This window comes from Amycolatopsis sp. NPDC034160, from assembly GCF_055575355.1.
Genome location: NZ_JBVISU010000001.1, coordinates 732,063 through 753,120 on the forward strand (window position 1 = coordinate 732,063; position 21,058 = coordinate 753,120).

Annotated in this window: 21 protein-coding genes and 2 tRNA genes; 6 read left to right on the forward strand and 17 right to left on the reverse strand. The window is 68.0% G+C overall.

Going from position 1 to position 21,058, the window contains the following annotated elements; translation table 11 throughout:
• Nucleotides 1–75 precede the first annotated feature (75 nt).
• Nucleotides 76–2,280, forward strand: coding sequence for an RNA polymerase recycling motor ATPase HelR (gene helR / locus ACZ54P_RS03605; RefSeq protein ID WP_465459972.1), 2,205 nt, complete (start codon nt 76–78; stop codon nt 2,278–2,280).
• 77 nt (nt 2,281–2,357) lie between these two features.
• On the opposite strand, the gene ACZ54P_RS03610 is transcribed toward helR, so the two are convergent.
• The 8 genes from ACZ54P_RS03610 to ACZ54P_RS03645 form a co-directional block, all read right to left on the reverse strand.
• Nucleotides 2,358–2,852: an Lrp/AsnC family transcriptional regulator gene (locus tag ACZ54P_RS03610; protein ID WP_061981942.1), complete on the reverse strand. Its 495-nt coding sequence runs from the start codon at nt 2,850–2,852 to the stop codon at nt 2,358–2,360.
• A 168-nt stretch (nt 2,853–3,020) separates the two neighbouring features.
• A complete protein-coding gene (gene lysA / locus ACZ54P_RS03615; RefSeq protein ID WP_465459973.1) occupies nt 3,021–4,364 on the reverse strand; it encodes a diaminopimelate decarboxylase in 1,344 nt (447 codons plus the stop codon).
• 141 nt (nt 4,365–4,505) lie between these two features.
• Nucleotides 4,506–4,664 carry a DUF6307 family protein gene (locus ACZ54P_RS03620; RefSeq protein WP_465459974.1) on the reverse strand — a complete coding sequence of 53 codons (159 nt, stop codon included), beginning with the start codon at nt 4,662–4,664 and terminating at the stop codon, nt 4,506–4,508.
• 9 nt (nt 4,665–4,673) lie between these two features.
• Complete coding sequence (locus ACZ54P_RS03625; RefSeq protein WP_465459975.1) at nt 4,674–4,853, reverse strand: RGCVC family protein; 180 nt, start codon at nt 4,851–4,853, stop codon at nt 4,674–4,676.
• Nucleotides 4,850–5,878, reverse strand: coding sequence for a fatty acid desaturase family protein (locus ACZ54P_RS03630; RefSeq protein WP_465459976.1), 1,029 nt, complete (start codon nt 5,876–5,878; stop codon nt 4,850–4,852). Before ACZ54P_RS03630 ends, ACZ54P_RS03625 begins: the two co-directional genes overlap by 4 nt.
• A gap of 446 nt (nt 5,879–6,324) precedes the next feature.
• Complete coding sequence (locus tag ACZ54P_RS03635) at nt 6,325–7,248, reverse strand: dihydrodipicolinate synthase family protein (RefSeq protein WP_465459977.1); 924 nt, start codon at nt 7,246–7,248, stop codon at nt 6,325–6,327.
• Between the two features lie 488 nt (nt 7,249–7,736).
• A complete protein-coding gene (locus ACZ54P_RS03640) occupies nt 7,737–8,201 on the reverse strand; it encodes a heme-degrading domain-containing protein (protein WP_465459978.1) in 465 nt (154 codons plus the stop codon).
• A 32-nt stretch (nt 8,202–8,233) separates the two neighbouring features.
• Nucleotides 8,234–9,463, reverse strand: a complete 1,230-nt coding sequence (locus ACZ54P_RS03645) for a M20 metallopeptidase family protein (RefSeq protein WP_465459979.1) — start codon at nt 9,461–9,463, stop codon at nt 8,234–8,236.
• Between the two features lie 76 nt (nt 9,464–9,539).
• On the opposite strand from ACZ54P_RS03645, the gene ACZ54P_RS03650 reads away from it, so the two are divergent.
• The 3 genes from ACZ54P_RS03650 to ACZ54P_RS03660 all read left to right on the forward strand — a co-directional run bounded on the left by ACZ54P_RS03650 (nt 9,540) and on the right by ACZ54P_RS03660 (nt 10,789).
• Nucleotides 9,540–10,022, forward strand: a complete 483-nt coding sequence (locus ACZ54P_RS03650; RefSeq protein WP_465459980.1) for a tRNA adenosine deaminase-associated protein — start codon at nt 9,540–9,542, stop codon at nt 10,020–10,022.
• 23 nt (nt 10,023–10,045) lie between these two features.
• A complete protein-coding gene (locus ACZ54P_RS03655) occupies nt 10,046–10,498 on the forward strand; it encodes a nucleoside deaminase (protein ID WP_465460233.1) in 453 nt (150 codons plus the stop codon).
• 84 nt (nt 10,499–10,582) lie between these two features.
• Entirely contained in the window at nt 10,583–10,789 is a 207-nt protein-coding gene (locus ACZ54P_RS03660) for a CsbD family protein (protein WP_093938135.1), read from the forward strand.
• Between the two features lie 46 nt (nt 10,790–10,835).
• Here the strand turns inward: ACZ54P_RS03660 and ACZ54P_RS03665 are convergent.
• Nucleotides 10,836–10,923 (reverse strand) — tRNA-Ser (locus ACZ54P_RS03665).
• A gap of 42 nt (nt 10,924–10,965) precedes the next feature.
• Complete coding sequence (locus ACZ54P_RS03670; protein ID WP_465459981.1) at nt 10,966–11,520, reverse strand: DUF305 domain-containing protein; 555 nt, start codon at nt 11,518–11,520, stop codon at nt 10,966–10,968.
• A 93-nt stretch (nt 11,521–11,613) separates the two neighbouring features.
• On the opposite strand from ACZ54P_RS03670, the gene ACZ54P_RS03675 reads away from it, so the two are divergent.
• Nucleotides 11,614–12,060 (forward strand): limonene-1,2-epoxide hydrolase family protein, encoded by a 447-nt coding sequence (locus ACZ54P_RS03675; protein ID WP_465459982.1) that lies wholly within the window; start codon nt 11,614–11,616, stop codon nt 12,058–12,060.
• 228 nt (nt 12,061–12,288) lie between these two features.
• On the opposite strand, the gene ACZ54P_RS03680 is transcribed toward ACZ54P_RS03675, so the two are convergent.
• Nucleotides 12,289–13,617: a BNR-4 repeat-containing protein gene (locus tag ACZ54P_RS03680; protein ID WP_465459983.1), complete on the reverse strand. Its 1,329-nt coding sequence runs from the start codon at nt 13,615–13,617 to the stop codon at nt 12,289–12,291.
• Between the two features lie 194 nt (nt 13,618–13,811).
• Here ACZ54P_RS03680 and ACZ54P_RS03685 point away from each other — a divergent pair, with 194 nt between their 5' ends.
• Entirely contained in the window at nt 13,812–16,289 is a 2,478-nt protein-coding gene (locus tag ACZ54P_RS03685; RefSeq protein WP_465459984.1) for an endonuclease/exonuclease/phosphatase family protein, read from the forward strand.
• Between the two features lie 42 nt (nt 16,290–16,331).
• On the opposite strand, the gene ACZ54P_RS03690 is transcribed toward ACZ54P_RS03685, so the two are convergent.
• The 6 genes from ACZ54P_RS03690 to ACZ54P_RS03715 all read right to left on the reverse strand — a co-directional run bounded on the left by ACZ54P_RS03690 (nt 16,332) and on the right by ACZ54P_RS03715 (nt 21,043).
• Entirely contained in the window at nt 16,332–16,703 is a 372-nt protein-coding gene (locus ACZ54P_RS03690) for a hypothetical protein (RefSeq protein WP_465459985.1), read from the reverse strand.
• Nucleotides 16,696–19,476, reverse strand: a complete 2,781-nt coding sequence (locus tag ACZ54P_RS03695; protein ID WP_465459986.1) for an FtsK/SpoIIIE domain-containing protein — start codon at nt 19,474–19,476, stop codon at nt 16,696–16,698. The genes ACZ54P_RS03690 and ACZ54P_RS03695 overlap by 8 nt, the downstream gene beginning before the upstream one ends.
• Before the next feature lie 15 nt (nt 19,477–19,491).
• On the reverse strand, nt 19,492–19,737 hold the full coding sequence (locus tag ACZ54P_RS03700) for a hypothetical protein (protein ID WP_465459987.1): 246 nt from the start codon (nt 19,735–19,737) through the stop codon (nt 19,492–19,494).
• 2 nt (nt 19,738–19,739) lie between these two features.
• Nucleotides 19,740–20,000, reverse strand: a complete 261-nt coding sequence (locus ACZ54P_RS03705; RefSeq protein WP_037320341.1) for a hypothetical protein — start codon at nt 19,998–20,000, stop codon at nt 19,740–19,742.
• 140 nt (nt 20,001–20,140) lie between these two features.
• Nucleotides 20,141–20,225, reverse strand: a tRNA-Ser gene (locus ACZ54P_RS03710).
• A gap of 71 nt (nt 20,226–20,296) precedes the next feature.
• Entirely contained in the window at nt 20,297–21,043 is a 747-nt protein-coding gene (locus ACZ54P_RS03715) for a PP2C family protein-serine/threonine phosphatase (RefSeq protein ID WP_465459988.1), read from the reverse strand.
• Nucleotides 21,044–21,058 lie beyond the last annotated feature (15 nt).

Genomic DNA, 21,058 nt, shown 5'->3' on the forward strand with positions numbered 1-21,058 from the left:
AAAAATCGGCGCCCGAATCAGAATGACTGATCAGTACGCCGAATGTGTCAGTAGTCTAACCGCTGTGAGGGGAACTTGTCAAACCAGGGGTACGACGAGGAATTACGATCCGAACGGGAGTACGTCGCGGCGCTCTACGGGCGGCTGGACGCGGAACGAGTGCGGGTAAGCGAAGCATACGCCCGTGCGCTGCGGGGAGAAGGGTTCGCGCTCTCGGACCGAGAAGTCTCCGTCGGCATGAAAGCCCGCGAAATGGCCCGGCTGAAGGTCGCCGACGAGGGCCTTTGTTTCGGCCGATTGGACGCCCTTCCGGGCGACCGGGTCTATGTCGGCCGGGTCGGCCTTTTCGATGACGAAAACGACTATGAACCCTTGCTGCTGGATTGGCGCGCGCCCGCGTCGCGCGCGTTTTACTGCGCGACGGGCGCGTCTCCGGAGGGAATGTCGCGGCGGCGTCAGTTCCGGACCCTCGGCCGCAAGGTCCTCGACTTCACCGACGAGGTCTTCGGCCGTCCGGAATCGGCGGGGGAGCGGGGTGACGTCGCGCTGCTGGCCGCGGTCAACGCGCCGCGCGGTGAGGGGATGCGGGACATCGTCGCGACGATCCAGGCCGAGCAGGACGAGATCATCCGCCTGGAGCACCCCGGTGTCGTGGTCGTGGAGGGCGGCCCGGGCACCGGCAAGACGGCGGTGGCGCTGCACCGGGTGGCGTACCTGCTGTACACGAAACGGGAGCGGATGGAACGCCGCGGCGTGCTCGTGGTCGGTCCGAGCAGTGGCTTCCTCGACCACATCGGCCGCGTCCTGCCGTCGCTCGGCGAGACCAGCGCCGTTTTCGCGACGCCGGGAGACCTCGTCCCCGGTCTGCACACCGAGCGCGAGGATCCGCCGGCAGTCCAGCGGCTCAAGGGCTCCCTGGCGATACTGGACGTGCTCGCGGCGGCGGTGACGGACCGGCAGGAAGTGCCCGCCGAACCGGAGCCGATCGAACTCGACGACGTCACCGTGCCGCTCGACGTCGGGGTCGCGGCGGCCGCCCGCGAGGTGGCCAGGGACACCGGCCTGTTGCACAACGAGGCGAAGGCCGTTTTCGAACGCGAGGTGATCACCGCGCTCGCCGAACGCGCTGTCGACAGGCTCGGGGAGGGCTGGCTGCCGAAGGACGACGCGCACACCCGCCCGGAGATGCTGAAGAACCTCCGGCGCGACCTGGAAGTCAGCGTGGGGCTCGGCGCGGTACTCGATCGGCTGTGGCCGGTACTGACGCCACAGCGACTGCTCGCGGAGCTCTACTCGTCGCCGGAGCGGTTGCGGGCGGCAGGGGCCGATCCGGAGCTGTTCCGCGAGGACGGGGCGGCGTGGACGGTGTCCGACGTGCCCTTGCTGGACGAGGCCGTCGAGCTGCTCGGCTGGGACCGCACCGCCGAGCGCCGGGCGGAGGAGCGGCGGCAGCTGGCCCAGCGCGAATACGCGGAGCGCGTGCTGGAAATCGTCGAGGTCGAAGAGGACCACGACGACTACGAGTTCGCGCTCCGGCCGGCCGACGTGCTGAAGGCGGAGGATCTGGCGGAGCGCTTCGCGAAACGTGACGACCGGGATCTGGCCGAACGCGCGGCCGCCGACCGGGAATGGACCTATGGTCACGTCGTGGTCGACGAGGCGCAGGAACTGTCCGAAATGGACTGGCGGGTGCTGATGCGACGGTGTCCCAGCCGGTCGTTCACCGTGGTCGGGGATCTCGCGCAACGCCGGTCGCCGTCCGGAGCGCGGTCGTGGGACTCGATGCTCTCCCGGTACGTCGCCGATCGGTGGGTGTATCGGAAGCTGACCGTCAACTATCGGACGCCGTCGGAAATCATGTCGGTGGCTTCCTCGCTCCTCGCGAGTTTCGCGCCGGACGTGGTGCCACCGGACTCGGTGCGTTCGTGCGGCGTGCGACCGTGGGCCCATCGACTGTCCGAAGTGGACTTCGCGGACGCCATCGCGGAATTCGACCGCGAGGAATCGTGTCGTGAAGGTACTTCGGTGGTCATCGGGCCGCCGGACGTGCCGGGCGCGATCGTGCCGTCCGCGACCAAAGGCCTGGAGTACGACTCCGTCCTCGTCGTGGAGCCGGAGCGGATTCTCGCGGAGGGCCCCAGTGGCGAGGCGGAACTGTACGTCGCGCTGACTCGGGCGACACAACGGCTCGGGGTCTTGTACAGCGGCGTGTTGCCGAAGGTGCTTCGCGGGCTCGACTCCGGACAGCGGACTCCGGACGCGTACCTGCGCTGCGTCTGACCCCCCGAGTGCCATGAAAGGTCCTTTCCTTGCAAAATTTGCAAGGAAAGGACCTTTCATGGCACGGGCCTGGACTGTTATCGGGTCAGGTTGCCCCAGGCGTATGTCTGTTTTGCCAGTTTCAAGTAGACCAAGGTCTCCGTGCTGACGACGCCCGGGATGGGCCGGATGTCGTCGTTCAGCACACTCAAGAGGTGTTCGTCGTCCCGGCAGGCGACCTCGGCGAGCAGGTCGTAGGTTCCCGCCGTGAGGACGACGTAATGGACGTCCGGCAATCCGGAGAGCTGGTCGGAGACCGCCCGCGGATCGCCATGGACCTTGACCCCGACCATCGCCTGCCGGCCGAGGCCGACGTTCGCCGGATCCGTGACCGCGACGATCTGCATCGTCTCGTCCCGCAGCAGTCGCTGGACGCGCTGCCGTACGGCGCCCTCCGACAGGCCGACGGCCTTGGCGAGCGCCGTGAACGAGGCCCGCCCGTCGACTTGCAACAGGGCGATCAGAGTGCGATCGGTATTGTCCAAACCTCTAGGTGTGCGCTGCTCCATCTGCGCGCGTGGTTCGTCACCCATGCCGTCCCTCCCTTTGTTTCGGCATGCGATTCTTGTCGCGCAGCGTATCGATCAATGCCCGTAATGCTACCGCCGTTAAGTTGTTTGTCGCGATTCTCTTTCAAGACGTTGTCTTGCACAGGATTCTGTCGCGCGACAGGGACAAGGCCGAGGTTTTCGGAAGCCGGGTCAGCCGAGATCGCGTTTCAGCAGGTCCTCCTCGGTTTCGCGCCGGACGAGCAGGGTCGCCGTACCGCGTGAGACGCCGACGACCGGCGGCCTGCCGACGAGGTTGTAATTCGACGCGAGCGAGTGGTGGTAGGCCCCGGTGCACGGCACGGCGAGCAGATCACCGGGATGGACGTCGTCGGGGAGGGCGAGTCCGTCGGCGAGGATGTCGCCCGATTCGCAGTGCCTGCCGACCACCGTCATCGGCCGCCTCGCCGCGCGGCTGCGCCTGCCGACCAGCCGGGCGGTGTACGCCGCCCCGTAGAGGGCGGGGCGGGCGTTGTCGCTCATGCCGCCGTCGACGGCGACGAACGTGCGCGAGCCGCGTTTCACCGCGCAGACCCGGTACACGGTGATACCTGCCGGGCCGACGATGGCGCGGCCCGGCTCGATGGTCAGTTTCGGCAGCGGGAAGCCGTGCGATGTGCATTCGTAGGCGAGTGCGACCCGAAGGCGGCGCACGTAGCCGTCGATGTCGAAACCGGCGTCGCCGGGCAGATAGCGGACGGCGTGCCCGCCGCCGAGGTCCAGTTCCCGCAGGGTGACGCCGTGGGTGTCGCGGAGCCGGACGAGGACGCCGACCATCTTGCGGGCGGCCAGTTCGTAGAAATCCACCCGGGACACCTGCGAACCGATGTGGCAATGCAATCCGGCAAGGCGCAGTCCCGGTTGCGAGAGGACGGCGGAGACGGCCCGATCGAGATTGTCGTGGACCTCCTCGCGCAGCGAGAAGCCGAACTTCTGGCCTTCGGTGCCCGTGGTGATCGCCGCGTGCGTGCCGGCCGCGACGTCCGGGGTCACGCGGATCAGCACCTGTTGCGCGCCGGTGGTGAGCGCGCCGAGCTGCTCGATCTCGTCGAGCGAGTCCACCACGATCCGGCGGACGCCGTAGGACAACGCGGCCTTGAGGTCTTCGGGGGTCTTCGCGTTGCCGTGCAGCAGGATCCGCTCGGGCGGGAAGCCGATCGACCGCGCCACGGCGATCTCACCAGCCGAGCAGGTGTCGAGGGAAAGACCTTCCTCGGCGATCCAGCGCAGGACCGCCCGGGTGCACAGCGCTTTGCTCGCGTACGCCACTTCGGCGTCGGGAAGCGCCCTTCGGTACGCGCGGGCGTTCTGCCGGACCTCGTCCTCGTCGAGCAGGTACGCCGGTGTCCCGAACCGGGCGGCGAGGTGGGACACCGGTGCGCCGGCGAAGAGCAGTTCCCCGCCGGGGCCGAGGCTGGTGCTCCTCGGCCAGACGCCGGATTCGAGATGGTCGGCGGCCTCGCAACCGAGGCTGGGCAGGAGCTCGCTGAGCGTCACGGGTACCTCCGCGTCGATCGGTCAGTGCTCTGTCAGCACAACTCCGATCGACCTGCCCCGGCCGCTCCGCCAACATCTCTCTGACGTCGCGGGGCGGGTCACTGACGCGTTGTTAACGCGCGAGTAACCCCGGCCACACCGCTAGCGCACCGGCTCCGGGACGGTGTCGAGAGCCCGCACCATGTGCACGGCCAGCGAGAACGCCGCCTCGTTGTCGAGAGTGGTGTGTTCGGCGACGATCTTCTTCACGGTGTCGACCCGCATTTCGTAGCGGGAGACGGGGATGGTTTCGGCGTTCACAGTGATCCTCTATTCGGTTTTTTCGGGCTTCGTGGCGCAGGTGCAGCCGCGGCTGAAGCCGCCGGCCGCGGTCGCGGTGCAGAACCGTCGCGCGATCGCGTCGTGCGAGGACATCGGATGCGGGCAGCTCGGGCAGCGGTCGTCGGCGGCGGGTTCGGCGACGTCACCGAGGGACTGGACGGCGGTCATCGCGCACCCGCCGTCGCCGGGGCGCGCAGGGGAGCCCCGACCTCGTGCAGATGTCGGAGGACGAACCCGTAGGACGCCGCCCAGCCGCACTGCGCGTAGTCGATGCCGTGCTTCGCGCAGAACTCACGCACGATCACCTGCGCGTGTTTGAGGTTCGGCCGGGCCATGTTCGGGAACAGGTGGTGCTCGATCTGGTAGTTGAGCCCGCCGAGGGCGAAGTCCACCACCGGACCGCCGCGCACGTTGCGCGAGGTGAGGACCTGCTTGCGCAGGAAGTCGAGCTTGTGACCGGCCGAAAGCGTCGGCATGCCCTTGTGGTTCGGGGCGAACGAGCAGCCCATGTACACGCCCCAGAGGCATTGGTGCACGGCGATGAAGGCGAAACCGAGACCGGGCGAGAGGACCACGAACACCGCTGTCAGATACGCGGCGATATGGGCCAGCATCAGCGCCGATTCGAGCTTGCGTCGCTTGAAGCCGCGCTGCAAGATCGCCGTCACACTCGACACGTGCAGGTTCAGGCCTTCCAGCAACAGCAGCGGGAAGAACAGGAACGCCTGGTATTTCGCCATCCAGCGCAGGAAACCACGTCGTTCGGCACCCTGGGCCTTGGTGAAGATGAGAGCCGCGAGGTTGACGTCCGGGTCTTCGTCCTCGTGGTTGGGGTTGGCGTGGTGGCGGTTGTGCGTCCCGATCCACCAGCCGTAACTCAACCCGGTCAGTCCACCGTGGACGAACCCGGTGGCGTCGTTCGCCTTGCGGCTGGAGAAGATCTGCTTGTGCCCGGCATCGTGGCCGATGAAGGACAGCTGTGTGAACATCATCGCGAAGAAGGCGGCGAGGAACAGCTGCCACCAGGAATCCCCGAGGTGCGCGAACGCGACCCAGCCACCCGCGAAAGCGATGAGGTTCAGGGAGATTTTGAGCGCGTAGTAGACGCGTCTCCGTTTGAGCAAGCCGGCGTCTTTGACCAATTTGGACAGTTCGGCGAAGTCGCTGCCCTGCCTCGTCTGAGTGGAGGTCATGGGAGATCACACCGTTCTGGTTTCGTGAAAGTGGGCAATCCAGCAACGGGTTTCGGAACACCGAGAGGTCTGGTCGGCCGAGGAAATGGCACTGGTACCACAACACGCCACGGTAGCTCCGTGGTCTGCCCCCATCGTCCCACGCCGGTCAAACGGAAGCAATTCACCAAGACCGCACAATCTGGCGTACAGTCAAGGACATCGAGGGAAACTTCCCCCGGTTCCGTCCGGTCCGAGATCCGACCGGGGACAGGAGCACCGGCCAGACATCGATCCCTTCGCGCTCATGGTCCCGCCGGCCTCGTCCGGTGAGCAGCCGCCCGCCGCGCCGCAAGGCGCGCCCCGAGGCGCCCATAAGGGCCACGCCGCGATCATCGATGGCCACGACCTCTGACCTGTCGCCGTGTTCACGCCCCTTGGCGGGCGTGAACACGGTCAGAAAACCTCTACCGCAAGCCCCAGCTTTCCAGCAGTGACGCGATTTCTTCGCGTGCGCCGCGCTGGAGCGGGCTGCTCGGCGGTCGTACGTCAGGGCGGCACAAACCCAGCTGTGCCAACGCTTCTTTCACGACGCTCACGTTGTTCGCGTTGCTGTTCGCGGCCCGCAACTCCTCGAAGGGGCGGATGCGTTCCCAGTGCGCCATGGCGCCGCCGAAGTCACCGTCCCGCAGTGAGCGGAAGATCTCCAGAGAGATCGACGGCGCGACGTTCACCAGTCCCGACGTGAACCCGGTCGCGCCGACGGCGAAGTAGCCGGGCGCGGACAGCTCCGCCAGTCCGGCGATCCAGGTGAACCGATCGAACCCCGCGTCCCGCGCCACCGACGCGAACCGCACCGGATCCGGCACCGCGTACTTAACGCCGATTACGTTCGGCGCGGCGTCGGCGAGCCTGACCAGCTGCTCACCGCCGATCAGCGCGTTGCGCACGTACAGCACGACACCCAGCTCCGGGACCGACGCCGCGATGGCGCGGTGGTATTCGACCCAGCCCTCCGCCGAGACGTACGGATGCACCGGCTGGTGGATCATGATCAGCTCCGCGCCCGCTTCCCGCGCGTGTCGCGCCGCGCGGATCGCCGTGGCGACGTCGTGCCCCACACCGGCGACCACGGTCGCCCGCCCGGACGCGGTCTTGACCGTCAGTTCGAGGCAGTGTCGCACCTCGGCCTCGTCGAGCGCGTAGAACTCGCCGGTGTTGCCGTTCGGCGTCACGACGTCGATGCCGCCGGTGAGCAGCCGGTCCACCAGCTTCGCGTAGGTCTCCGGAGCCACGGCGCCGTCGGCGTCGAACGGGGTCACCGGGATCGCCACGACCCCGGACAGCGCTCGTTTCAGCTCGTCGAACGAAGAAGCGGTCGTCACTGGCATGTCCGATCTGATATATGATGTGACGGCCTACAGTATCACGGCCAGGGAATCGGGACGAGTGTCCTGAAGGGTGGGGCGTGCGGTCTAGGGCTCGTGAGTGGCGATTCGGGTTAGAACCCGAATCGCCACTCACGACCAACTCAGCCCACCCCTCACCGGCGGCCTCGAGTCAGGAACTCCGTGAGGGGACTCCTCTGCGCTCAAGGCAGGGAAGGCCCCGGCGTGGGGGTCGTGAGTGGTAATGAGCGTTCTCTTCAGAAGTAACAAGCGTGTCGTGGTGTTGGGCGGGCCTGTTCGCCAAGGTGAGGGGCTAAGCGAAGGCGTAACGCGCGTGCTCAGAGACGTAACTCGCGTGCCTGGAGCCCGCACTCGGGTGTTACGCCTCCCAGCACGCGAGATCCGGCTCTAGGCACGCGAGTACGGCGCCACGTCACCCAAGCCACCATCCCGTCCGAACACGCCACGTTTGCCTTACCCCTCTATAGCCCTCACGTGGCGAGGAAGGACTCCAGCTGCTCCACGACGAACGCGTGGTCCTCGGCTTGTGGCAGGCCCGAGACGCCGACGGTGCCGACCGGCCCCACGTTCTCGACGAGTACCGGGAACACGCCGCCGTGCGCGGCGTACAGATCCGGGTCCAGGCGTGACTCGGCCTCGAACGTCGTGCCCTTCGCGCGGAACTGTTCGCCGACGAAGAACGAGCTGTGCCCGTAGCGGTCGACGACCCGGCTTTTGCGGTCGAGCCACGCGTCGTTGTCGGCGGAAGTGCCCGGCAACGCCGCGTGGAACAGCCGCTGCCCGCCGCGGCGCACGGAGACCGCCACCGGAAGGGCGCGGTCCCGTGCCGCCGCGAGCAGGTGGAGGCCCAGCTGCAGCGCGGTCTCGTGGTCGAACCGGCGGAAGACGAGTCGCTCCTCCTGTGCGGCGAGGACGGCCAGGATGTCGTCGGTCATGCCGTCATTAAATCAACACTGTTGTCTAATTGCTAGCGCAGTGCGTCGAGGGCGAACGCGGCGTACATCGCCACACCGTTGGCCATGGCGTCCTCGTCGAAGACCACCCGGTTCGAGTGGTTCGCCTCGACAGTGGCCAGGTCGGCGCCGGGCGGGCAGGCGCCGAGGAAGGCGAAAGCACCCGGAACGCGCTGCAGGACGTAGGAGAAGTCCTCCGCGCCCATCACCGGGTTCTCCATGACCTCGGCTTTGCCCGCCCCGAGGACCTCGCCCGCCAGTTCCAGCACCCTGGCAGCGACCTGCGGATCGTTCACCGTCACCGGGTAGCCGGAGACCACTTCGGCGCTCACTCGGACCCCGTGCGCGGCACCGATCGCCTCGCACACCTTCGGCACCTCCTCGCGCACGAACGCCAGCGTCCGCTCGGACAGCGTCCGGATGGTGCCCTCCAGGAACGCCGTCTCCGGGATGATGTTCGTCGTCGTCCCGGCTTCGATACGGGTGACCGAGACCACCGCGGGCTCGAACACGCTCACCTTGCGGGCCACCATCGTCTGCAGCGCGCCGACCATCGCCGCCGCCGCGGGCACCGGGTCGATGGCCTGGTGCGGCGCCGAGCCGTGCCCGCCCCTGCCGGTGACCTTGACGTGGAAGCTGTTCGCCGAAGCCATGATCGGACCAGGCCGCGTCTGCACGATGCCGGATTCGACCTGGGTGAAGATGTGCAGGCCGAACGCTTTCTCGACCCGTTCGCCCGCGGCGTCGAGGACGCCCTCGTGAATCATGTGGCGCGCGCCGTGCTCGCCTTCCTCGCCGGGCTGGAACATGAGCACCACCGACCCGGCCAGCTCGTCGACGTGCTCGCTCAGCAGTCGTGCCGCCGAAGCCAGCATCGCGACGTGGGTGTCGTGCCCGCACGCGTGCATCGCGCCGTCGTCTTCGGAGGCGAAGTCGAGGCCGGTGTCCTCGTGCAACGGCAGCGCGTCCATGTCGCCGCGGAGCAGGATCGACGGCCCCGGCTTGCCGCCACGGAGGACGGCGGTCAGCGAAGTGGTCGATTTGCCCTCGGTGATCTCCAGCGGCAGCCCCTCCAGCGCCGCTTTGATCGCGGCCTGAGTCTTCGGCAGGTGGAGGCCGATCTCCGGATTCCGGTGGATGTCCCGGCGGAGTTCTACGGTTTTCGCTTGGAGTGCGCGGGCTTCAGCCAGCAAACCGGCGAAGCGCGCGTCGGGGAGAGTGGGCAGGTCGGTGGGTCCGGTCATGTCTCGATAGTGGCGCATGAGGCGCTTCGGGCGCACCGTGCGTGCGCTCCGAATGCGGGCGGAATACGGTGTGCGCATGGCGGTGCAAGAGCCGATCACGGGGTTCGCGGTGGCCGTGGTGCGGGAGGACGGTCGGTGGCGGTGCAGCTCTCTTGACCCGGGGGCGCTCGCGGAACTCGACGCTGCGATCACCGAGCTGGGGAAATTGCGTTCGACGGGTGCCGCCTTCGGGCTGCTGGCGGTCGACGACGAGTTCTTCGTGATCGTCCGGCCGAGTCCGAGAGGTCCCTCGCTGCTGCTGTCCGACGCCGCCGCGGCGCTCGACTACGACATCGCCGCCGACGTCCTCGACGTGCTGAGAGTCGACCCACCGGACGAGGACGACGACGCGGTTTGGCCGGAAGGCGACCTGGAGATCCTCACCGATCTCGGCCTGCCTGGTGCCGAACTCGAGGTGATCGTCGGCGAGGTCGACCTCTATCCGGACGAACAGTTGCAGATGGTCGCGCAGCGGTGCGGATTCGCCGCCGAGTTCTCCAAGATCCTGGACGAGATCTGAGCCCCGCCGCCTCCGCCGCCGACATCGCCGCCGTCCAGGCGGCGATCGAAGCGGCGCGGGGTGCGGGCGACGACGTGCCGATCGGGGCCGTCGTACTGGCCCCGGACGGCACCCCGCTGGCGTCCGCGCGCAACGCGCGTGAGGAGTACGGCGACCCGACGGCGCACGCGGAGATCCTCGCGCTGCGGGCCGCGTCCAAGATCTACGGCGACGGCTGGCGCCTCGAAGGCTGCACGCTCGCCGTGACGCTGGAGCCGTGCACGATGTGCGCCGGCGCCCTCGTGATGGCGCGGGTCGCGAAGCTCGTCTTCGGCGCCTGGGAGCCGAAGACCGGGGCGGTGGGGTCGCTGTGGGACGTCGTCCGCGACCGGCGGCTCAGCCACCGCGCGGAGGTCGTCGGCGGGGTGCTGGAGACCGAGTGCGCGGCCCTGCTCGAAGACTTCTTCCACGGGCAACGGGGTAACCGCACCGGGTGACAGATGTGTTGCTTCCTGCATCACGGGTACTCCAAGGACAGGCGGCCGCAAACGGCGGCCGCAGTCGAAGGAGGAACGTCCGCCATGAGCGTTTTCGACAAGGCGAAGGACAAGGCCGAGCAGGCCATCGGCGCCGCCAAGGAGAAGCTCGGCGAGAAGACCGGCAACCAGGACCTCGCGAATTCCGGTCGAGCGGACCAGACCGAGGGTCAGGTCAAGGAAACCGGGCACGATCTGCGTGATCGCGCCGAAGGCGGCGTGCAGGACCTCAAGGACAAGTTCAACAAGTAGCCCTCACGCAGAAGAGCCGGTCTCCGTGGAGACCGGCTCTTCGCTGCGGTGGCGGTGGGATTTGAACCCACGGACGGGTATTAACCGTCACACGATTTCGAGTCGTGCTCCTTCGGCCGCTCGGACACGCCACCGCCGAGAACAATACCGGAGGGCCTTCCGGGCCCTTCAGGGGGTCAAGAAATCCGTGCGGTGATCTCGTCGATCGCCGCCGTCTGGTTCTCGACGATCTCCTGTGCCAGCGCCTTGGTCTCGGGGTGTTCGCCCGACGACAGCACGGTCTTCGCCATCGTGACGCCGTTGCGCAGGTGTTCGGCCATCAGCGGGAGCCACGTCCGGTCGAACTCGTCGCCGGTCATGTTCTGCAGTGACGCGACCTGTCCCGAGGTGATCATCCCGGGCATCGAGTGCCCGGCGTGTCCCGCCGCGGGGAGCACGGCGGCGTTCCACGACTGCAGCCAGCCGGTCATCGTCTGGACCTCGGCCGACTCGGCCTTGATGATCTTGGCCGCGACGGTCTTCACGAACTCGGACGCCGAGCGTTCGGAAGCCAGGTTCGCGACCTGGATCGACTGCTGGTGATGCGGAACCATTTGCTGGGAGAACGTGATGTCGGCCTGGTTGGCGCCAGGCCCGCCCGGCGCCGCCGGCGCGGCGCCCGTGGCCGTCGAGCAGCCCGCGAGCACCCAGACGAGCAGCCCGAGCAGGGCCATCGGCAGTCGCCGTCGCATTGAGACCTCCGTAGTCATGGGGAACCGGCCCCTCCGCTCTGTGATACGGCTGTGACCTTCCGGCGGTTCAAAATCGGATTAGCCTTGGCGGACATGACGGATCCGAAGACCGTGGTGACCGGTTTCCTTCAGGCCCTCGAAGAGTTCGACATCGATCGCGCGCTGGGTTTCCTGGCGATCGACGTCGTCTATCAGAACGTCCCGCTCCCTCCGGCCCGCGGCCTCTCGGCGGTGGAGAAGCAGTTGCGCGCCCTGGCCCGCTACGGCAGCGGTTTCGAGGCGCGTACGCATCACATCGCCGCCGACGGCCCGGTCGTGCTCACCGAGCGCACCGACGTCCTGCGCCGCGGCACGTGGGAGGCCGAGTTCTGGGTGTGCGGCACCTTCGAAGTCCGCGACGGCCGCATCGTGCTGTGGCGGGATTACTTCGACTGGACGACCTTCCTCGCGGCGAGCGCGAAGGGCGCGGGGAAGGCCGCCGTCGCCGGGGCGAAGTCGCTCATCGGCAAGTACCGCGCGCGGCAGGAGCTGGAGCGCTGACCGCCTCGTGAGGTCCGGACATGACGCACCGCCGGTATACGGGCTCCGTCCTCCCCAGACGGCTCCCGTGCACCGGCGGTGCGCCCCCCATTCCCCCAGTTCCCCCCGCTCGCCCTCCCCGGCGAGCGTCAGAAGAGTGTGTCCTCGCTCACGTCGCAAAGGTAACTCCGAAAACGCCCCGGTGTACCCGGACTTGAGGTTCATTTAAGGCAGCGGAACACCAATGGTCTATGTGCGCGGCATTCCCGCGACATAAATGTCACCGTCGGCCACCGCGACGTCACGCGCGCTGGACGCACCCGTCGCGAGAATGCGGGCGGGATCACGGAATCCGGTGATCACCTCGACTCGCTGGACCGGTTTCGGTGTGGTGATCACGGTTTCCGGCTTCCAGACGCGCCCGTTCCCGAGCAAGAACGTTTCGATGCCCGGCTGTCCGTCACGAGTTCCATAAACGCGCCAAGTGCCACCGTTGAGCTGTTCGATCTCGCGCAATCGGAGTCCGCTCGCGACTTCTCGCACTTCCCAGTTCCGGCCGTTCCACGCGCCCGCGAAATCGCGCGGCGAACCCGCGGCGTCGAACTGGAACCAGGTGACGAACGGTTTGCCGTCGCGCTGGGTGCCGACCTGCAGGATGTAGTCCGGCGACTTGAGCCCGCCCGGCAGTTCGAGCGGGGTCTCGACGACCTTCAGGTACCGCTCCTGCTCGGCGTCGTCGACCTGGGTGCCGAGGTCGCGTCCCGCCGCGGAGAAGAACCGCAGGGTCCGGACGTCGAACGACAGGTAGTAGACGTTGCGGTGGTAGACGTCGTGCTTGTGTTGCGTCGGCCCACCGCCCGCCAGCGTGTAGACGAACTGGATCCGCCCGGACGACGGCAGGTACCGCAGCTGGCCGACGTAGACCTCGTCCAGGTGGTCTGCTCGGCCCAGCGAACCGAACGCCCACTGTTTCCCGGTCAGCTGCACCGAGTTCTTCCAGGTCTTCCCGTTGTCGCGGGAGACGATGTACTTCATCGGGCGGAAGTCGGAGTTCGCCGCCGGATCGAGTTCGTTGGTCGTCTCGCGGTAGAACATGAACAGCGTGCCGTCGACGGTCTTGACCGGCATCGGGTAGCTCGCCGAGTCTCCCGCCGGAACCTCCGTGTCGGTCCAGGTCCCGTCGAGGGAATGGGCCAGTGGCGCGCGGCTGATCACGGTGCGCGTGTTGTGCATGCCGCGGAAGATCAGCAGGTGGCCGTCGCCCGCGAGCAGCATCGTCGGGTAGTTGTGCGGATCCGACTCGCCGTCGGCGATCTTCTTCGGCGCCGTCCAGGTGCCGTTCCGGTGGTCGTAGGCCTGGACGTAGGTGTCCGCGGCCTTGCCGGACCACGAGATGAAGGTCTTGCGCGCGACCGGGTCGTGGATCCCGCCCGCGGTGGGCCGCCGGTCGGTGCGGGACGCGACCGTGCTCGCCGGGGTCATCACCTCGAACGCGGGCTTCTTCGGGGGTTCGGCGGCCGCCGGGGTCACGAGACCCGCCGCGAGGAGAGGGACGAGCGCGTAAAGAAGTCCGCGCATGAAAACGCCTCCTGGTGTGTGCAGGCGGCGGAGTTCGATCCTCTCACGAAGGAACACGGAGAAACCAGCCTCGGCAGCGACGAAAGCACGGGTCCGAACGGGCTAGCGGTGACGAATCGTTGTCTGACCGTCTTCCTCATTTCACTTGTCCGGGGGAGTATTCCTCGACCGATCTTGCGAAGAGGGGACTCAGCGTGACCACATCCCGACGTGCTGCCCGGAGAAGGACCCTGACCGCGGCCGTCGCCTCCGGGCTGGTCGTGAGCGGTGCCGCCGCTCCGGCCGCGCTCGCCGCGCCCAGCGCCGACGCCGTGATCGCCGAGGTCTACGGCGGTGGTGGCAACTCGGGAGCCACGCTGACCAACGACTTCGTCGAACTCGCCAACCGCGGCGCGGCCGCCCTGAGTCTCGACGGCTTCAGTGTCCAGTACGCGCCCGCGTCGGGAAGCAGTTGGCAGGTCACGCCGCTGGCCGGCGGTGTCGCGCCGGGCGCGCGGTATCTCGTCGCGCAGGCGAAGGGTTCGGGCGGCACGGTCGCGCTGCCGACGCCGGACGCCACCGGGACGATCACGCTGTCCGCCACCGCGGGCACCGTCGCGCTCGTCCAGGGCACCACGGCGCTGACCTGCAAGACCGCCGCCGACTGCGCGGCGGACACCCGCGTCAAGGACCTGGTCGGCTTCGGCCCGGCCGCCGTCATCCGGGAGGGGACGGCGGCACCGGCGCCGTCCAACACCGCGTCCGTCGCGAGGGCGACGACGCTGGCGGACACCGACGACAACGCCGCGGACTTCACCGCGGGCGCGCCCACGCCGACCAACGGCAAGGGCGAGACGCCGGGCGAGACCGGCCCGCCGCCGGTCATCGCGAAGATCCACGACATCCAGGGCACCACCCGGATCTCGCCGTTCAAGGACCGGAAGGTCGCCGGAGTCACCGGCGTCGTGACCGCGATCCGGGGCTTCGGTTCGGCACGCGGATTCTGGATCACCGACACCGCCCCCGACGCCGACCCGCGCACCAGCGAGGGGCTGTTCGTCTTCACCGGTTCCACCACCCCCGCCGTGGCCGTCGGTGACGCGGTGACGGCCACCGGAACCGTCCGCGAGTTCTACCCGGACGCGCCCGCGACCTCGCCGTACCAGTCGCTCACCGAACTGACGAGTGCACAGTGGACGGTCGATTCGAGCGGAAACGCCGTACCCGCGCCGACAGTCGTCACGCCGGAGTCGGTCCCGGACACCGTCGCCCCGGCGCCGGGCGGCAACATCGAACCGCTGCCGCTGGAGCCGTCGAAGTACTCGCTGGACTTCTGGGAGACGCACGAGAGCGAAACCGTCAGCGTCTCCGACGCGCGCGTCGTCGGCCCGACGTCGTCGTTCAACGAGCTTTACGTGACCACCAAGCCGAAGCAGAACCCGAGCGTCCGCGGCGGCGCGGTGTACCTGGACTACGACCGGCTCAACACCGGCGTGCTCAAGGTCGCGTCGCTGATCCCGTTCGCCGAGATGCCCTTCCCGAAGGTCAACACCGGTGACGTGCTCACCGGTGAGACCTCTGGCCCGGTCGAGTACAGCAACTTCGGCGGCTACACGCTGTTCGCGACGAAACTGGGCGCGGCCAAGGACAACGGCCTGCAGCGCGAGAGCACCCGTAAGCAGCGCAACGGCGAGCTGTCGGTGGCGACCTACAACGTCGAGAATCTGTCCGCTTTGGACAGTGCGGAGAAGTTCGGTGAACTGGCCAAGGCCATCACTGTCAACCTGGCGATGCCGGACATCCTGAACCTGGAAGAGATCCAGGACAACAACGGACCCGTCAACGACGGCACCGTCGTCGCGGACCAGACGCTGCGGAAGTTCGTCGACGCGATCGTCACCGCCGGGGGCCCGCGCTATGAGTGGCGTCAGATCGACCCGGAGAACGGCAAGGACGGCGGACAGCCGGGTGGCAACATCCGCGTCGGCTTCCTGTTCAACCCGGCTCGTGTGTCCTTTGTGGATCGTCCGGGCGGCGACGCGACTACCGCGGTCGGCGTGGTGAAGGAACGCGGCGAGACCCACCTGACCGCCTCTCCCGGCCGGGTCGAGCCCGCGAACGAGGCCTGGGAATCCAGCCGCAAACCGCTCGCCGGTGAGTTCGTCTTCCAGGGCCGCACCGTGTTCGTCATCGCGAACCACTTCAACTCCAAGGGCGGCGACCAGCCGACCCACGGCCGCAACCAGCCGCCGGTCCGGAGTTCCGAGGTACAGCGCGTCAAGCAGGCGACCGTGCTCCGCGGTTTCGTCGACAAGCTGCTCGCGTCGGACAAGAACGCGAACATCGTGGTCGCCGGCGACATCAACGACTACCCGTTCTCGCCCGCGGTGCAGACCCTGACCGCCGGAGGCGCGCTGAAGGACCTCATCGCCTCGCTGCCGGAGAACGAGCGGTACAGCTACGTTTTCGAGGGCCAGTCGCAGGTGCTGGACCACATTTTGGCGTCGCGGGCGCCGCGCGGGACCGACTACGACGTCGTCCACCTGAACGCGGAGTTCGCGAAGCAGGCGAGCGACCACGACCCGCAGGTGCTGCGGTTCCGGCCGAGCGCGGGCAACCCGATCCAGGACGCCTTCTACGACCTGGCGGACCACCTGGAGCGAATCTTCGGCCCCTACCTGCCGACTCCTTAGCCCCCGCCTTCCCGCGTTTCGTCCTCTAAACGCGGGAGGGGATCAGGAGCGTTTGGCGCGCCAGCCCAGGGAAAGGACGGCCTGGACGAGTTCCTGGTAGCTCGGCTTGACCTCTTCCAGATACCGCTCCAGGTAGCCGGCGCGCGCGGTCGGCGCCGGCTGGGGGTCTTCGTCGTCCGGCAGCCAGGCGAGGCCTTCGACGTTGTGCTGCGCCATCTTCCACCAGCGTGTGCACCGGTCGATCGCCCGCTGCTCGCGTTCGGCGGCGTCCGCGACCGCCTGGTGTGCCTCGGCGAGCCGGGCCTCCAGTTCGTCCGCGCGGCCGATCTCCCAATTGCGGAGGTTTTCCGCCGAAGCGCGGGCGAGGCCGACGACCTCCTTGTACCGCATCGCCGCTGTCATGCCGTCATCCATCGAGAAGCCCTTCCGGCCGCTGGAACGGGATGATCACCTCTGGGGCGCCGTGGGTCGTGCGGTCGAAGAACAGCGCGCGACCCGGTCGCGGCGACCAGTGCACGACCTGCCCGGCGGCGAACGGCGACAGTTCGTTGCCCTGGACGTCCAACGCGGCCCAGGTGCCGATGTCGTCGGTGCCCGCGAACCCGAGGGTGTCCTTCAGCCGCGCGACACTGCGCCACCACCCGATGGTGTGGACGCCGTGTGTCGGCCCTTGCTTCAGCAGTACCCGCAGCTGGTCCAAGCCGCTCTTCAACTGCCCGGGAGCCTTGGCTTCCAGCGAGGGGATCGAGGCGTCTACGCCGTACAGCAGCAACACCTTCGAATTGTCCAAAGTGGACAGATTCTCCGCGATATCGATTACCCGGGCGGGAAGGTCGTCGACCAGTGACGCGTGGTGTCCCTCCGCGCGCAGTCGCTCGGCCAGCTCGGTCACCGCCGGGACGGACGCCTCGATCGGGCACGAAAGCACGAATTCCACCGAACCGTGCGGATGCTGCCGGGCGAGCGATCGCGCGGCGGAGTCCATAATAGACAGTGCTTCCGCCGTCGCGGCGCCCAACACCGCGACGTTCCGGCCGGGCGCCTTCGGCAGCTCGACCCCGCAGGCGGCCTCGTCGACGTCGATGGACTGACCCAGCAGCGCTCGCGGCTTCTTCGTCGGCTTCAGGTCGTTGAACACCGGGAATTGTTCCAGCACCGGGGAATGCGCGCCGTCGAACAGCCGTGGCCGTTTGAACGACTCACGCTCCGAGGCACTCTTTCCCGCCGAGGAGGCATAAGCGGAGTACCGTTCCCACAGCCGGTGCTGCAGTTTGACGAAGACGTCCTTGCTGCTCGCGTCCGGCACATGGGCGAGCTGGTTCCCGTGCGCGATACCGGAATCGTGGTTGATCACCGCATGCCATTTCGGCGCCGAGACCGCCGCGTTGTTGGTCTCGGACAGCACGCGCCGCGCCTTCGGCATCGCGATCCGCAGCGTGCACTGCTCGAACACCGCCGGTTTGCCCCAGAACGCCTCGATCCCGGCGACGTCCTGGCTCGCCAGCACCAGGTGGATGCCTTGCGACCGGCCTCGCCGCGCGATGTCCTCCAGTAGCTGGGTCGCTGTCGAGGTCACGCCGTCACGGCCGGCGAACAGGTACTGGAACTCGTCGATCACCGCGACGATCCGCGGCCAGTGACCGCTGGGATCCTGCTCGCGCAGATCCGCGAGATTGGTGACCTCGTGCTGTTTCGCCGCCGCCGAACGACGACGCAGCTCGTCGGCGAGGAAGCGCAGCAGCGCCAGGCCGAACTCGCGGTCGGTGTTGACGTTGACCCCGATCAGCTTGGCGTGCGGCAGCCAGCTGGCGTCGCGCCGTCCCGGCGCGAGCCCGGCGAACGAGACGCCTTCCTTGAAGTCCAGCAGATACAGCGCGAGTTCGTCCGGCGAGTACCGCGCCGCGAGGCTGCCGAGCAGCGAGTACAGGAAGTTCGTCTTCCCCGAACCACTCGGTCCGCCGATGAGCGCGTGCGGGCTGGCGTCACCGATGACGACCTCCACCGGCTCACCTTCGTAGAACCCGACCGGCGCCCGCAGTTCCCGCGCCGAACTCTCCTTGCCCAGTTCGGTCGGCAGGAGGTCGGCGAACGACCGGGGTCCGCCCTGTTTGGCGATCAGCGCCTCGGCGATCCGCCCGGCGGCCCGGATGACCTGCGCGGACGGCATCGGCGGATCGAGGTCGACGATCAGGTCCGGGCCGGTCATGCTGCTGGTCGCGCGCCGGTCGTCGTACAGGCTCAAGGTTTCCACCGACGTCGACAGCGTGGTCGGCACGTCGATCAGGATCAGGCAGATCCCGGCCGCGAGCGCCCCGGTGGCGACGCGTTTCAGCTCGCGGGCGCGCTCGGGTTCGAGGGTCTCCCCGTTGCCGTAGAGCACCGCGACGCGGAACGGTTCGACGCGCTGGCCGCTCGCCTGCCGGATCTCTCGCAGCGACGTGTGGCCCGCCTGCATCCCGGTCGCGTGGATACGGCGGATGTGCCCGGCCAGTTCGTCGAGGAGGTCTTCGAGCCGTCCGGGGTCGTACAGGGTGAGCGCGCTCGTGCGGCTCAGCGGATAGAGGTCCGGCAGGATCGCGGTCAGCTGCCCGACGTCCCACAGGTGGACGCGCACCGCGCCGGGCTCGAACGTGCTCAGCACGCGCATCAGCAGGTTCTGCACGATGCCGTCCACCGCGGCCCGGGTCTTCGGCGCCGACGTGATGGACAGGTGCGACTCGTCCAGGAGGGGGATCGCGACGTCGAACGTGCGCGGAACGTCCTTGCCCGGCACGGTCGCCGAGCCGACGCGCCACAGGCCCGGCGCGGTGATGCCGGGATTCCCGCCGACGCGGCCGAGCCAGTTGCCCGGCTGCTGCCCGGCGGGACCCGGCGCGTTGTGCGCGACGAGGTCGCGCAGCGCGTCCGGCCCCGCTTCCCAGTCCGCGTAGAACTGGTTCCGCACGTTGCCGAGCAGACCGAACACCTCGCCCGCGGCGGGATGCCGCGACCATTCGGCGTACTGATCCGAGGTGGAGTTGTTCATCCCCACCCGGACGATGTGCTGTTCCAGTTCCAGTTTGGCCAGTTCCGCCTCGGCGGCCTGGCGGGCGCCGGCGGCGGCGCCGAGGACGAGCCCGATCTGGTGCCGGACCCGTTCCAGCGCCGTGGCGACGCGATTGCGCTGTTCACTCGCTTTGCTGCCCATACCGGCTCGCCGATCTCAGAGGCGTGATTGGTAGCCGCTGACCAGGTCGTCAGCGGCGGAAAGGCGCGTCAGGAGATTTTCTATTCCCTCGTCGGCCTGCGCCAGCTGCGACGGCACCCATGGCACGGCTTGCGCCTGTGGGTCCACGATGGCCCGCCGGGCCTCTTCGAGCAGGCTTCTGGCCCGTTCGGCGTGCGTGCGTCCGTCGGCGAGGCCGGTTTGGACGGCCGTCAGCAGCTGCTGCAGTTCCTCGAGGTACATGCTTAGAGGCGGGTCGAGTACGACTCGGCCGACGAGATGCCGGCCTGGATGGTGCTTTGCATACCGGTGATGCCCTGCAGGGCCTCGGCGAGAAGCCCGTGCGCCTGGCTCACTTCGTGCTGGGTGCTGCCCTGCGTGGCCTGGGAAAGCGAAAGCTGGGCTTCTTCGAGAGACTGCGCGGCTTGCTGAAGTGCGGCGATACCCGCGGATGCTTTTTCGTTCGCGAGCGCGATACCAGCGCGGATCTCTTCGACTCCGGCCATTTTGGCGGACTCCTTGGGACGTCGGGGGCTGGAACGACCACCATCAAACTTAGCGTGATCAACTGACTCTGTTAAGTGAAGGTCCTGCTAAGTAATCAACAAGGCCCCGGACGTCGGAACGTCCGGGGCCTTGCTGACGGCGGAGGATACAGGATTCGAACCTGCGAGGGCGTGAACCCAACACGCTTTCCAAGCGTGCGCCTTAGGCCGCTCGGCCAATCCTCCGTGGAGAACTTTACCGGATGCCCTTTCGGTCCTTCGAAGGCGGGTCTGACCTGGGTTTCCGGTCGGCGGCCTCAGGCGTGCGCCGGGGCGAGGACGTCGGCGACGACGCAGGTGATGTTGTCCGGCCCGCCGCCTTCGTTGGCCAGGTGGATCAGCCTCGGGACGGTCTCGGCGGGATCTTGGAAGGCGCCCAGGACGTCCTTGATAACGGTTTCGACAACCGTTGCCGTCAGCCCGTCCGAGCACAGCAGGAGACGGTCTCCGGGCGCGGCGTCGAAGGCCCAGATGTCGGCCTCGCCGCTTCCAGTGCTCAGGAGTGCCTTCATCAGCAGCGAGCCGCGAGGGTGACCTTCGACCTCTGACGGGTCGATGCGGCCGTCGTCCGCGAGGGCCTGCGCGAGGGTGTGGTCGCGGGTGAAGCGCTGAAGCGTGCCTCCGCGGAGGAGGTATCCCTTGGAATCGCCGATGTGGGCGGCTGTGAAGTGCGCCCCGTCGAACAGCACCGCCGTCAGGGTGGTGCCCATGCCCCGCGTCTCGGGTTCCTGCTCGGCCGTCGCGGCGAGCCGGTCGTCGATGGTGCGCAGGCCGCCGGAGAGCACCTCCGTCAGGTCGACCTCCGCCAGGTCGAAACCGCGGAGGTCCGCGTCGAGCCGGGACAGGACATCGACCGCCTCGGCGCTGGCCACCTCGCCGTGCGGCTGGCCGCCGATACCGTCGGCGACGGCCAACATCCTGGGGCTGGTGTAGACCGAGTCCTGGTTGACCTGACGGCGCCGCCCGACGTCCGAGCCGGCCGCGTACCGAAGGGTGTACGTCATGGGACCCAGTAAAGC